A 13455-nucleotide genomic window follows, 5' to 3' on the forward strand; every position below is an offset into this window, starting at 1 on the left:
GGAGAATTTATTCATGGCACTAATTTCATTACGTCAGTTGCTTGATCACGCAGCTGAAAATAATTACGGCGTTCCCGCCTTTAATGTGAACAACTTAGAACAAATGCGCGCGATTATGGAAGCCGCAGATGAAATGGACAGCCCAGTGATTGTGCAAGCCTCAGCAGGCGCACGTAGCTACGCTGGCGCACCATTCTTGCGTCATTTGATTTTAGCAGCAATTGAAGAGTGGCCGCATATTCCTGTGGTTATGCATCAAGACCACGGTACATCGCCTGCTGTCTGCCAACGTTCAATTCAATTGGGCTTTAGCTCAGTAATGATGGATGGTTCGTTACGTGAAGATGGTAAAACCCCGGCTGATTACGATTACAACGTAAAAGTGACCCAGCAGACAGTCGCTATGGCACATGCGTGTGGCGTATCGGTTGAAGGTGAACTCGGTGTACTCGGCTCATTAGAAACTGGTGAAGCAGGTGAAGAAGACGGCGTTGGTGCTGAAGGCAAGTTAACCCACGACCAGTTACTCACAGACCCTGAAGAAGCTGCACAATTTGTGCGTGCGACCAATGTTGATGCTTTGGCAATTGCTTGTGGTACCTCACACGGCGCTTACAAGTTTTCGCGTCCACCCACTGGCGATATCTTAGCGATTGATCGCATTAAAGAGATTCACAAGCGGATTCCTACCACGCACCTTGTTATGCACGGTTCGTCATCTGTGCCGCAAGAATGGCTGAAAGTAATTAATGAATTTGGTGGTGAAATTCCAGAAACCTATGGCGTGCCAGTTGAGCAAATTGCTGAAGGCATTAAACACGGCGTGCGTAAGGTAAACATTGATACCGATCTACGGTTAGCATCAACGGGCGCGATTCGTCGCCACTTGGCGCAAAACACCAGTAACTTCGATCCGCGTAAATATTTCAAAGCGTCAACGGATGCTATGTATGAAATCTGTAAGGCGCGTTATGAAGCATTTGGATGTGCCGGTCAAGCAAGCAAAATTAAAGCGCTTTCGCTCGAAGAAATGTTCATGCGCTATGAACGGGGCGAATTAGACGCTAAAGTGAAGTAACAGCCCTTTAGCTCGCGGGGCCTTAGTCTGTATAATAACAACAAGGCTTCGCAAGAAATTTTGGTTTTAAAAAGGAGTGGGGGATTCGCGTGCGCTTAACAACTACATTTATGGCCTTGGCAGCCGTACTAACATTCGTGACTGTACCTGCGTCAGCTAGTATCTTTATGTACGACGATGCAAGTGACCTGGATACAGAGAAAAAAACGGAGTGGGATGCAAGTGCGGAACTTGGTCTTCTTTTTACCTCCGGTAACACTGAAACAGAAACGTTTAAAGCAAAACTGAACCTCGCCCGTGACGTGGAAAATTGGCGTCACAAAGGTGTGATTGATTACTACCGCTCTGAACAACAAGACCAAGCGACTGGGGATACTATTCTTACCGGCGATAAAACTTTCTTGTCAGCGCAGAGTAACTACAAGTTTAGCCCTGAAAGCCGTTCATCGGTATTTGTCTTCGGTTCTTACGAAGAAGACCAGTTTAGTGGTTACGAATATCAAGGTACTGTCGCGGTTGGTTACGGTGCACGCTATCGTTATAGCGAGACGCTCTATACCGACTACGAGATAGGTCCTGGTTACTCAGTGAATAAACCTATTGTTGACGGTGTTGCTCAAGTGCAAGAAAGCAGCGCAATTATGCGTTTAGCCGGTAACTTGGTGTGGGATATAACTAAAAACTCCAAGTTTAATGCATTGGCTTCTACCGAGGTTGGTGAAGATAACACCAAAACTCGTGCTGAAGTTTCGGTGTCGGCAAACGTAAACAGTTCGTTGGCTCTTAAATTCTCAGTAGCCGGTACGCACAACTCGTACTTAGAAGACACAAGTAAAGAGAAGCTCGATACCGAAACTGCAGTAACACTGGTTTATTCGTTTTAATCATTGAATAACGCAGCTAGGCGGCGGAATCTTATCCGTCGCCTAAGCGTTTTTTCAAATGCACAGGTTCGCGGCGCTTGCGAATCTTCAGATTTAACAACTCCACCCCTAAGCTAAATGCCATCGCAAAGTAAACGTAGCCTTTTGGTACATGGAAGCCTAAACCTTCGCCAATAAGCGTGAAACCAATCAGAATTAAGAAGCTTAAAGCGAGCATTTTAATGGTTGGATGCGCATCAACAAAATCGCCAATCGACTTAGCCGCAAACAACATCACTAATACCGCAACAATCACTGCAATAATCATGACACTGACATGATCAACTAATCCCACCGCAGTAATCACCGAGTCCAGTGAAAATACAATATCAATAACAGCTATTTGCGTAATGATGCCGCCAAAGGTAGCCGCCTTAGTGCCTTTTTTCTGTTCTTCCGTACCTTCAAGGGCATGGTGTATTTCAAGGGTGCTCTTTGCGAGTAGAAACAAACCACCAGCAAGCAGAATTAAATCACGCCCAGAGAATTCGAGCGCGAAAATGGCGAACAGCGGTTTGGTGAGCCCCATCACCCAAACAATTGCCAATAGCAGCCCAATACGCATTCCCATAGCTAGCATTAGGCCAACTTGTCGCGCTTTTTGGCGCTGAGCCTCGGGCAGTCGACCGACTAATATCGAGATGAAAATAATGTTATCGATACCCAGCACGATTTCCAGCAAGGTAAGTGTAAGCAGCGCTAGCCAAGCTTCTGGCATCATAATCCATTCGAACATTGTGCATCCCTCTTACGAACAATAATTTAGTAAACTACAATAATTAGGTTACTGGTTAACCACAACTGTTAAATTAGTCTTTGCGCGACGTTTCGTTCTTCGTTAGTATTCGCGCACCTGAGTACAGGTTTACATAACACTTATTTCCGCAGCAACAAAGGCGAACTTTTATGTCTGCAAATTCGTTTCTTGGTGTATTTGCCAAGTCGCCAATCAAGCCGATGATTGAGCATATCGATCAAGTGCATGATTGCGCTATGACGCTGAAACCATTTTTCCAAGCTGTTTATGATGGAAATTGGGGAGAAGCAGAAATTCACCGCAAAGAAATCGTCAAAAAAGAGAAAGCCGCTGACGATCTCAAACGTGATATCCGTCTAAACCTTCCTGGTGGTTTATTTATGCCGGTGGAGCGAACTGACCTGCTCGAACTGGTATCACAACAGGACCGCATTGCAAATAAAGCAAAAGACATTTCTGGCCTGATGACAGGTCGTGAAATGCAGATACCTGCTTCCATGATTGAAGGGTTTGACGCCTATTTGTCGCGTTGCCTTGACGCAACTGATAAAGCAAAAGAAACCATCGGTGAGTTTGATGACTTGCTTGAAGTGGGCTTTAAAGGTCGCGAGCGTAATCTTGTTGATAAGATGATTTCAGAACTCGATGAAATCGAACAGGATACAGATGCGTTGCAGGTGAAGTTGCGCCGTCAACTGCGTGCGCTTGAGCAGGATATGAATCCGCTTGACGCAATGTTCTTATATCAAATTCTGGATTGGGTCGGTGATCTCGCAGACCTAGCCGAGCGCGTGGGTGCACGTTTTGAACTCATGCTTGCACGTGTCTAAGTCGGGGTAGATTTAATGGATATTATTAGCACATATAGCATGACCTTGATCGTGCTGGCCGCTGCTTTTGGCTTTTTTATGGCCTGGGGCATTGGTGCCAACGATGTTGCCAATGCAATGGGAACATCGGTTGGCTCAAAAGCACTGACCATCAAGCAAGCCATCATCGTAGCAATGATTTTCGAATTCGCCGGTGCGTACTTAGCCGGTGGCGAAGTAACTTCAACTATCCGTAAGGGCATTATCGACTCAGCGTATTTTGTCGATTCACCGGAACTTCTTGTCTTCGGTATGATTGGCTCACTGCTGGCTGCGGGTACCTGGCTATTACTTGCCTCATGGGCAGGCTGGCCGGTTTCAACTACGCACTCAATTATAGGTGCGATTGTTGGTTTCTCTGCGGTTGGCGTTGGTGTCGACTCGGTCAACTGGGGCTCAGTACTCGGCATTATTGGTAGCTGGGTTATTACGCCGATGATAGCCGGTTTGATTGCGTACTTTATATTCCTTAGTGCGCAGAAGTTGATATTTGACAGTGATAATCCGCTCAATATGGCAAAACGTTACGTCCCATTTTACATGGCGATGACCGGCTTCATGATTTCGCTGGTTACCATCAAAAAGGGCTTAAAACACGTTGGTATTGAGTTAACTAGTTTTGAGGGGTATTCACTCGCTATTGGTATCGCCATTGCTGTGGGTATTCTTGGTAAAATTCTTATTTCACGCCTTAAGTTTGACCCGGCGGCAGATAAGAACATGCACTACACCAACGTAGAAAAAGTGTTTGCCGTACTGATGATCGTAACGGCTTGTGCCATGGCATTTGCTCACGGCTCTAACGATGTTGCGAACGCGATTGGGCCTTTAGCTGCGGTCGTTAGCATTGTACAAAGTGGTGGTGAGATTTCGTCTAAAGCCGCACTGGCGTGGTGGGTGCTTCCGGTAGGTGCCTTAGGTATTGTGGCTGGCTTGGCGATGTTAGGTCGCCGCGTTATCGCGACCATTGGTAAAGGTATCACTCACTTAACACCTAGCCGCGGTTTTGCTGCAGAACTTGCAGCGGCAACCACAGTTGTTATCGCATCGGGTACTGGCTTACCTATCTCAACCACGCAAACCTTGGTAGGTGCTGTGTTGGGTGTTGGTATGGCGCGCGGCATTGCAGCTTTGAATCTTGGTGTTGTTCGTAACATCGTGGTCTCTTGGGTTGTAACGCTGCCAGCTGGCGCAATCATGTCGATTATCTTTTACTTCATCATTAAAGCCGCATTTGGCGCGTGATGATGTGATGAAAATAAAAAGAGCACTTCGGTGCTCTTTTTTTTTGCCTGTGATAAAACTTTTTTATACGGCGGTACGACTATAGCTGTAACCATAATAAAGGATATCCATAATCGTGTTTGCACCATCTGATGAGCGTCTTATAAAAAAAGCGCTGGATAACAATAAACAAGCTTGGCTGCAGCTAATAAGTCGCTATGAGCGGCTGGTATATAACTATGCGTTGCGTATGGTTGGTAACCGCGACGATGCTCTGGACTTGATGCAGGAAGTATTTATTTCGGTGTTTCGAAATTTAGAAAGTTGGCGCGGCGAGAGCTCATTTAAAAATTGGATGATGACCATTGCACATCATCGCTGTATTGAACATTTTCGTCGTCGCAAAGTTATTAGTGATGACTCCGATGTTGACGAGCAGATTAGCGAGGACGCCTGGCACAATCCGGAGCAAGTTTATGCGGGGCAGCAGCGTGGGCAACAACTGTTCAAAGCCATGCAAAAATTACCTGTGGAACAGCGCCTGGTTGTTGAGCTTAAATTTTTTCAGCACTTGCAACTGGGTGACATAGCTAAGCAGCTCGATGTGCCGCTTAGCACGGTAAAATCTCGACTATATGGCGCGATCACAAAGTTACAAGAATGGGTGGAGGTTGTATGAGTAAACCACAAGACTTTGAAACTTGGTTAGCCGATACGGCAACCCAGCTCAATGAAGAGTCAGTGCCTGAGTGGCCACGGGAGTCAACATTCAGACCACGCTATATTGAACAGTCTAAGCAGACTGCATGGTGGCAGAAACCTTGGCTACCTGTTGGTTCTTTAGCGGTGTCTTTGTTTGCCATGGTATTGGTGTTGGGGCAAGTTCAGGTGAGTAGCACCGAACACGGCTTTGCGGTGCAGTTTGGTGGCACCGATGAAGCGAAACTCGAAGCTATGGTGGCCCAGCGCTTAAACGAATATGGCGCGCAGCAACAAATAACGCTCGCTAATTATGCCTCTAATTTGCGCGCTGATTTTCGTGAAGATTTCCGCACTGAAATGGCGCAAGCGAACAAGCAACTTGCAGATTATATGCTTGCTGTAAATCGGCAAGAGCGAGAGGGCGATTTGGCTGAACTGATCCGTTATGTGAATGAACAACGTCAGGACGATCAGTATTACTTTGCCAGTCAGTTACAACAAGTTTCGGACGGCTGGATTCAACCAGCGGTCTCTACCAATCAATAAAACGTGAGTAGGGGATAGATATGTTACGCAAACAAATTTTGACAGTGTCTTTAGCTGCAGCGGTAATCGCTGGTTGTGCGACTGTTGCCGCTCAGGCATCGCAAGACAGTGACGCTTCACGACGTAATGCTCTGAAGGAGCAACTTGAAGTGATGAGCAGTATTTTAAATACCAAATTGGAACAAAATAGCGATACCGGCAAACGCCGCATTGCGCATTGGCAACAACAGCGTCTTAATTACGACTACTTAGCAGGGCAAGGTGTTGTTTATCGAGTGAATTTTGGACGTGTCTTCGATTTCGACTTCGATTTTGACTTCGACTTTGAGGCTCCAGCCGCACCGGGTGCACCAATGGCGCCGCCGAGTCCCGCTGTATTTATTGAAAAGCGCGTGATCAAAACTGACGACGGCGAAGACGTTGAGATTATTCAAGAACCGGGTGAAGCCTATGAAATGGTTGCAGAGCGGGGACAAGAAGTGGGTAAGCAAACACTCGCTGTACACGAATATCGCCGCAAAATTCGTGATCTTGAATATTCACTTCAAGGAGCAGAAGCGAATGGACGTGAGAAACTCGAGCAAGAGCTTGAAACTGCGCGTAAAGATTTGGAAGCGGCACGCTCAAAGCTTGATGCAGCACAAAATGAGCTGCGCGAAGCAACCCTGGAAATTCGCAAAAACATGCAGGAACGGCGTGAGCAGCGCAACGAAAAGTTGCAGCAGCAGGTTGCTGAGTTTGAACGAACCATGGCCGAAACGCTCTGCGACTATGGCGTAACACTCAAAGCATTGCCGAATAACGAAAATGTGAGCTTTGTCTTAGAAGGTGCTGGCAATAAAGACGCAGGCGGACGGGATAAAATATATATCTTCAGTAAGAGTTCGTTATCCAATTGCCAAGGAAATGACGGTGTGAATGATCTTTTAGCCAAGGCTGTGACGTATTCATTTTAACCGGTCTCCCTGATCGGTTGTCATCTCGTTTTTAGCGCGTCTATTTAGGCGCGCTTTTTTTTGCCTGTGCTTTTTTTCACAGCGCAAAAACGGTAAAGTACGCGCTCACAACGCACCGATGAAGCCAATATGAATGTTAAAGACTTTAGTTTCGAACTTCCCGATGAATTAATCGCGCGCTATCCCCAACCGGAGCGCAGCGCGAGCCGTTTGCTAAACCTTGATGGTACAAGCGGTAACGTCATGCACCAGCAGTTTAAAGATATCGTCAGTCATCTGAACGCCGGTGATTTATTGGTCTTTAATGACACCCGAGTAATTCCTGCGCGTATGTTGGGCGAAAAAGTGTCCGGCGGAAAGGTTGAGGTGTTAGTTGAACGCATCGTCGATGAGCATCGCGTGCTGGCGCATTTGCGCAGCAATCGTTCACCGAAAGTGGGTGCGCGTATGATTTTGGAAGGGGCTGTCGAAGTAGAAATGTTAGGCCGCCACGATGCGCTTTTTGAGTTGTATTTTCATACCTCTGAACCCGTCTTGAATGTGCTTGAAGCACGTGGACACATGCCACTACCACCTTATATTGACCGACCGGATGAAGCGAGCGATCGTGAGCGTTACCAAACGGTTTACAACAAAAAGCCAGGCGCTGTGGCAGCACCAACAGCAGGTTTACACTTTGATGATGCAATTTTAAAGCAGCTACAAGACAAGGGCGTAGAGTTCGCTTACGTGACCTTGCATGTTGGCGCAGGAACCTTTCAGCCGGTGCGGGTTGATAATATTGAAGAACACCACATGCACAGTGAGTATGCGGAGGTTCCAGAGGACGTTGTAAGCGCTATAAAAGAAACGCGCGCACGCGGCGGTCGAGTTATTGCGGTGGGGACAACGTCTGTGCGCTCGCTTGAATCAGCTGCACAAGCGGCAAAGGTGAAAGGCGAGGAGTTACAACCGTTCTTTGCCGATACCGATATCTTTATTTATCCAGGCTACGCGTTTCAAATAGTCGACGCTATGATCACCAATTTCCATTTACCGGAGTCAACGTTAATTATGTTGGTGTCCGCGTTTGCTGGCCGCGACAACGTATTGAATGCGTATGCTGAAGCAGTCGCAGAACGTTATCGCTTCTTTAGCTACGGCGATGCGATGTTTGTGACCCGAGCAGCGCGCTAGGGTATAATGTGCACCTCGGACTGTTTTTCCGTGTTAATTTTTCGGTGAAAAAATGAAATTTGAATTATTAAAAACCTCGGGCAAAGCGCGCCGAGGCCGTATGACCTTCGCCCGTGGCGTTGTTGATACCCCAGCATTTATGCCCGTTGGTACCGCTGGTACCGTAAAAGGCATGACACCCGAAGAGGTGAAAGCTACAGGGGCACAAATCTGTTTAGGCAATACATTCCACCTGATGCTTCGCCCCGGTACCGCAATTATTAAGCAGCATGGCGATTTGCATGACTTCATGAACTGGGACAAGCCTATCTTAACGGATTCAGGCGGTTTTCAAGTATTCAGCCTTGGCGAACTGCGTAAAATCACCGAAGAAGGCGTCACATTCCGCTCGCCCATCAATGGCGAAAAAATCTTGCTAACGCCTGAAAAGTCGATGGAAGTGCAACGAGATCTTGGCGCCGACATTGTCATGATTTTTGATGAATGTACGCCGTATCCAGCCACCCAGGCAGAAGCCCGTAGCTCCATGGAATTGTCATTGCGTTGGGCCGAGCGCTCCAAAACCGCCCACGGCGACAATCCATCGGCGCTATTTGGCATCATTCAAGGTGGCATGTACGAAGAGCTGCGTAGCATTTCACTTGAAGGGCTGACTGACATTGGCTTTGACGGCTATGCTATTGGTGGATTATCAGTTGGTGAGCCTAAAGAAGATATGATGCGAGTTCTTGATCATATCGCACCTGAAATGCCAATTGATAAACCGCGCTACCTTATGGGCGTGGGAAAACCAGAAGATTTAGTTGAAGCGGTGCGCCGTGGCGTTGATATGTTTGACTGCGTGATGCCAACGCGTAATGCTCGTAACGGGCATTTATTCATTAGTACTGGCGTGGTGAAAATTCGAAATGCTGTGCATCGCACGGATACTGGGCCGCTTGACCCTGAATGTGATTGCTACACCTGTAAAAACTACTCGCGCGCCTATTTGCACCATTTAGATCGCTCGAATGAGATGTTAGGTGGGCGCCTAAACACCATTCACAATCTGCACTTCTATCAGAAGGTTATGCAGGACTTACGCGACGCAATTGAGCAGGATCGCTTGGAAGAGCATGTTGCAGAGTTTTATGCGCAACGTAATTTGGACGTTCCCGCGCTTAAATAGCGCGGGCAATATCCAGAATGTAAGGCTTAATGCCGGCAAAGAAGAATTCGACCGCAATAAGCATCACTATCAAACCCATTAAACGCATCAATATCTTACTTCCGCTGCGCCCCAATTTAGCCAACAACTGGCGACCCGTGGCAAGCACCACTGCGGTTAACGCGCAGACAGCGATAATCGCACCGAATAAACTGATAGAATTGGTGGTGGCGGTACTCTCTTGAATAAACAAAATCACCATTGTGATGGCACCAGGGCCGGCAACCATTGGAATACCGATTGGCGTTACGGCAACATCTGAGCCAAAATCGCTCTCGGTCTCGCCATCAACCCGCTTAGGTACCGTTCTACCGCGTAACATTTCAAAACCCATTACGAAGAACAAAATACCACCAGCAACGCGTAACCCATTTACCGAGATACTAAAGAAGCTAAAAATTGCTTCACCCACCAAAGCAAATACACATAGCGCTATACACGCGGTAATGGAAGCGCGCATCGCAACCCAGCGCGCGGCTTTGGGCGTCATTGCTTCGGTAAGCGCAATATAAATAGGAACCGCCGCGATAGGGTTAATCATGGTAAATAGCGAGGTGAATTGAAATAAAAACGTGTCTAGCATCGAAGCCGCTCCGAGCATAAATAAAGTGCATACAGTGTACAAACTAATTGTAGGAACTTCATGATATTTATTGTAATTTAGAAATCACTGAATCATAACGACGCATTCTGTCGCATAGTTGTGCGATACTTTTTTACAATTCAATAACGTAAAAAGTAGCGGTTCCCCTGGCGTTACTGTTATCGGATTGTTTTCATTATGCTCTTGGAAGTGTCGTCGCACCCCGTGCGAGCCCTGTTTTCAGCCTGTCTCGCAGCGGCGGCGCTTCCTTCCCAATACCAGCATTAAAATCGATCTTAGGCTTTACATCAGGATCTGAACTCGCTACAATTCAGCACCAAATTTAAACGTAGTGGTTATTTGTAGTGGTTATCTATCGTGATTCTCTATGAATCAGCATTGATAACCAACAGTTAATCCAACAACAGAATTTTCATTGAGGTGAGATTTTAATGCCAGTTGTTAAAGTAAAAGAAAACGAGCCGTTTGACGTAGCGTTACGTCGCTTTAAGCGCTCTTGCGAGAAAGCAGGTGTATTATCAGAAGTTCGTCGTCGCGAATTTTACGAGAAGCCAACTTCTGAACGTAAGCGTAAAAAAGCTGCTGCGGTTAAGCGTCACGCGAAAAAATTATCGCGTGAAAATGCACGTCGCACTCGTCTGTATTAATAAACTGGTACCGTAGCGGCACAGCCGATAGCGGTGTCACTACAACGCAGACCTCGAAGAGCCGGATTGAGTTTTCTCATTCCGGCTTTTTCATGTCCGATTAACTAATCTAACTTGAACGAATCTCAACTCAGGGTACAATTCTTAGTTCATTTTTCTTAGTTCATTTTTCGCAACGCGAACACAGGCAGGGCATGGCAGGTTTAATTCCTAAGAGCTTCATTCATGATTTACTTGAACGTGCCGACGTGGTTGAAGTTGTGGATAGCCGTGTGCCGCTGAAAAAAGCAGGCCGGAATTATCAAGCGTGTTGCCCCTTTCACAATGAAAAATCTCCAAGTTTTACGGTAGCGCCCGACAAGCAATTTTACCATTGCTTCGGATGCGGTGAGCACGGTAATGCCATCGATTTTTTAATGAAGTTTGATGGTTTTGAATTCCCCGAAGCAATTGAAGAGCTTGCCCACATGATGGGGCTTGAAGTGCCGCGCGAAACCACAGCGGACCCCGCCGCGGATGCGAAAAAACGAGCGCAAGAGTCCAGTGACTATGAACAAATGGAACGCGCCGCGAAGTTTTTTGCGCATCAGTTACGCCGCCATGAAAACTCCGCCACAGTAATTGATTACCTGAAGGGGCGCGGTTTAAGCGGTGAAATTGTTAAGCAGTTTCAAATTGGCTATGCCCCTGACGCGTGGGACGGCCTCTTAAGCGCATTGGCGAAAGATCAGCGCAGTAAAGATCAATTGGTTGATCTGAAATTGATCAATCGTAATGAGCAGGGGCGTTACTACGACTTCTTTCGCGACCGCGTGATGTTTCCGATTCGTGATCGGCGCGGCCGTGTGGTTGGATTCGGTGGCCGTGTTCTGGATGGCGATGGCCCTAAATATTTAAACTCACCAGAAACTCGAATTTTCCATAAGGGCCGTGAGCTCTATGGGTTTTACGAAGCGCGACAAGCGAATCGTGAACTTGAACAGGTCGTGATTGTTGAAGGCTATATGGATGTGGTGGCGCTCGCGCAAGCGGGTATAAGCTATGCTGTTGCATCACTGGGCACCGCGACCACCACCGACCAATTGCAAATGCTGTTTCGCGCAACGCGCCGCGTTGTCTGCTGCTACGACGGCGACAGAGCAGGCCGTGATGCGGCTTGGCGGGCCTTAGAAAACGCGTTACCGCTACTTAACGATGGTGTTGAGTTAAGCTTCCTATTCTTACCCGATGGTGAAGACCCGGATACCTTGGTACGAAAAATAGGTGCCGACGAGTTTCGCAAACGCTTAGATAAAGCGCAGAGTTTTACGGACTACTTTTTCGCGCACCTGACCGACACCATTGATGTGAATTCAGACTCAGGTAAGTCGTTGTTACTCAAACAAGCAAAGCCGCTTATAGAGCGTGTAGCCAGCGAGTTTTATCGTGACACGTTAATGGAGCGCCTGGCACGGCTATTGCGCCGAGAGGCGTCGCAACTGGCCGCGCAGATTAAAGCTCCTGCCACCCAAAAAGCACCTCAAGATAGTTTAAAAATGACGCCAATGCGTCGTGCGATAGGTCTGTTAGTACAACATCCTCAGCTAGGGCGGCAAATTCCGCTCCATAGTGAACTAAGCGCGTTAAAGCAGCCTGGCATCCAACTGCTATTGAAGCTGCACGAGCAAACACATGCACAAGATCTAACCAGTGCGCAGTTACTTGAGCTATGGCGCGGCGAACCTGAAGAAAAGCCCTTGCGCCAACTTGCGCGCTGGCAACACCATTTAGATTCTGAAAAAGTAACCCAAGAGTTTTTTGATATATTCGCTTACTTTATTGATCAATTTGTCGAGCAACGCGCAAATGAATTGCTGGAAAAAGAACGCACGGCACCGCTCAGTAAAGTTGAAAAGCAAGAGTACCTTACCCTGCTGCAATATTTGAAAGATCGCGGGAAACGCTAATCTGCGTGATTAATTTCGCTAACGATTAGTGCTTCTATCCAATCCGTGGTTCGAATAATTAGAATATACCCCTTAAAAACAATCTGTTACATAGTTGGCATTTTGTTTGCATAGCTATTCATGTAATAAAGTCATGTAATAATTAAACTAACCTTAAAAAATAATGATCAGGAGATGACTATGGGTTTTGTAAAGGCTGCGGCATTTGGCGCTGTATTAATTGGCGCTGCAAGCTTACAAGGGTGTGTAATCGCAGTTAACGGTGACGGCGAAGGCTACGGCGACAAGGGCAGTTACTCGAAACTAGAGGAAAATAACCGTTCAACCATCGCATCGTTTACCGATGGTATGACCTTGCAAGCTGCGCAACACGAGCTTGGAACTCCAGATTTCTCAGACCTGTGGACCGTGGATGGCATACGCTATCGTGTACTCTATTATCGCACTCAGCGCGTGCATGCTGACGGCAACACCACACGTGATGAATGCACGCCACTGGTGTTTGCTGATGGCAAACTGATTGGCACCGGCGAGCTGGCGGTATCGCGAATTCCGCACAATAACTGATTAAATTCTGGCTGAAAACGACAGTATCTGCTACAATTTCCGGTCTTGAATTTTATACCTCACGCACTTATATAAAGCGTGTGAAAGTTCACACATTATCTAAGTCGCCGTAAGTTTAAGACCGGTTACTTTTCTATTTAATAACAGGTGGTAGATCTGTATGCAGCAGAGTCGTCAATCACAGCTCAGGCTTCTTATTGCCAAAGGCAAAGAGCAAGGTTATCTCACTTTTGCGGAAGTGAATGATCACCTA

Annotated in this window: 15 protein-coding genes; 13 read left to right on the forward strand and 2 right to left on the reverse strand. The window is 47.0% G+C overall.

Annotated features, from left to right (window positions below):
- The first annotated feature begins 13 nt into the window (after positions 1-13).
- Positions 14-1078 carry a class II fructose-bisphosphate aldolase gene (gene fba / locus ACN0UN_RS09770; protein WP_417659812.1) on the forward strand — a complete coding sequence of 355 codons (1065 nt, stop codon included), beginning with the start codon at positions 14-16 and terminating at the stop codon, positions 1076-1078.
- A gap of 89 nt (positions 1079-1167) precedes the next feature.
- Positions 1168-1962 carry a DUF481 domain-containing protein gene (locus ACN0UN_RS09775; protein ID WP_417659813.1) on the forward strand — a complete coding sequence of 265 codons (795 nt, stop codon included), beginning with the start codon at positions 1168-1170 and terminating at the stop codon, positions 1960-1962.
- A gap of 31 nt (positions 1963-1993) precedes the next feature.
- Here ACN0UN_RS09775 and ACN0UN_RS09780 read toward each other — a convergent pair whose 3' ends face one another.
- Positions 1994-2737 carry a TerC family protein gene (locus tag ACN0UN_RS09780; RefSeq protein ID WP_417659814.1) on the reverse strand — a complete coding sequence of 248 codons (744 nt, stop codon included), beginning with the start codon at positions 2735-2737 and terminating at the stop codon, positions 1994-1996.
- Between the two features lie 170 nt (positions 2738-2907).
- Between ACN0UN_RS09780 and ACN0UN_RS09785 the strand changes: the two genes are divergently transcribed.
- The 7 genes from ACN0UN_RS09785 to tgt all read left to right on the forward strand — a co-directional run bounded on the left by ACN0UN_RS09785 (position 2908) and on the right by tgt (position 9399).
- A complete protein-coding gene (locus tag ACN0UN_RS09785) occupies positions 2908-3588 on the forward strand; it encodes a TIGR00153 family protein (protein ID WP_417659815.1) in 681 nt (226 codons plus the stop codon).
- Positions 3589-3603: 15 nt separating this feature from the next.
- The gene (locus tag ACN0UN_RS09790; protein ID WP_417659816.1) at positions 3604-4872 is read left to right on the forward strand and encodes an inorganic phosphate transporter; all 1269 of its coding nucleotides are present in this window, start codon (positions 3604-3606) and stop codon (positions 4870-4872) included.
- Between the two features lie 115 nt (positions 4873-4987).
- Positions 4988-5530: an RNA polymerase sigma factor gene (locus ACN0UN_RS09795; RefSeq protein ID WP_417659817.1), complete on the forward strand. Its 543-nt coding sequence runs from the start codon at positions 4988-4990 to the stop codon at positions 5528-5530.
- The gene (locus ACN0UN_RS09800) at positions 5527-6099 is read left to right on the forward strand and encodes a hypothetical protein (protein WP_417659818.1); all 573 of its coding nucleotides are present in this window, start codon (positions 5527-5529) and stop codon (positions 6097-6099) included. The genes ACN0UN_RS09795 and ACN0UN_RS09800 overlap by 4 nt, the downstream gene beginning before the upstream one ends.
- A 20-nt stretch (positions 6100-6119) precedes the next feature.
- Positions 6120-7055 (forward strand): hypothetical protein, encoded by a 936-nt coding sequence (locus tag ACN0UN_RS09805; RefSeq protein WP_417659819.1) that lies wholly within the window; start codon positions 6120-6122, stop codon positions 7053-7055.
- 129 nt (positions 7056-7184) lie between these two features.
- On the forward strand, positions 7185-8231 hold the full coding sequence (gene queA, locus ACN0UN_RS09810; RefSeq protein ID WP_417659820.1) for a tRNA preQ1(34) S-adenosylmethionine ribosyltransferase-isomerase QueA: 1047 nt from the start codon (positions 7185-7187) through the stop codon (positions 8229-8231).
- A 52-nt stretch (positions 8232-8283) separates the two neighbouring features.
- Entirely contained in the window at positions 8284-9399 is a 1116-nt protein-coding gene (gene tgt / locus ACN0UN_RS09815) for a tRNA guanosine(34) transglycosylase Tgt (protein WP_417659821.1), read from the forward strand.
- Here tgt and ACN0UN_RS09820 read toward each other — a convergent pair.
- On the reverse strand, positions 9392-10021 hold the full coding sequence (locus ACN0UN_RS09820) for a MarC family protein (RefSeq protein WP_417659822.1): 630 nt from the start codon (positions 10019-10021) through the stop codon (positions 9392-9394). The two genes, tgt and ACN0UN_RS09820, sit on opposite strands and share 8 nt — an antisense overlap.
- Before the next feature lie 452 nt (positions 10022-10473).
- Here ACN0UN_RS09820 and rpsU point away from each other — a divergent pair, with 452 nt between their 5' ends.
- The 4 genes from rpsU to ACN0UN_RS09840 form a co-directional block, all read left to right on the forward strand.
- Complete coding sequence (gene rpsU, locus ACN0UN_RS09825) at positions 10474-10689, forward strand: 30S ribosomal protein S21 (RefSeq protein ID WP_034733010.1); 216 nt, start codon at positions 10474-10476, stop codon at positions 10687-10689.
- A 194-nt stretch (positions 10690-10883) separates the two neighbouring features.
- On the forward strand, positions 10884-12635 hold the full coding sequence (dnaG, locus tag ACN0UN_RS09830) for a DNA primase (protein ID WP_417659823.1): 1752 nt from the start codon (positions 10884-10886) through the stop codon (positions 12633-12635).
- Positions 12636-12815: 180 nt separating this feature from the next.
- Entirely contained in the window at positions 12816-13202 is a 387-nt protein-coding gene (locus ACN0UN_RS09835; RefSeq protein ID WP_417659824.1) for a DUF3192 domain-containing protein, read from the forward strand.
- A gap of 160 nt (positions 13203-13362) precedes the next feature.
- On the forward strand, positions 13363-13455 hold a 93-nt coding region (locus ACN0UN_RS09840; protein WP_417659826.1), incomplete at its 3' end, for an RNA polymerase sigma factor region1.1 domain-containing protein.

The organism is Pseudidiomarina sp. (assembly GCF_048267825.1).
Lineage (GTDB): Bacteria > Pseudomonadota > Gammaproteobacteria > Enterobacterales > Alteromonadaceae > Pseudidiomarina.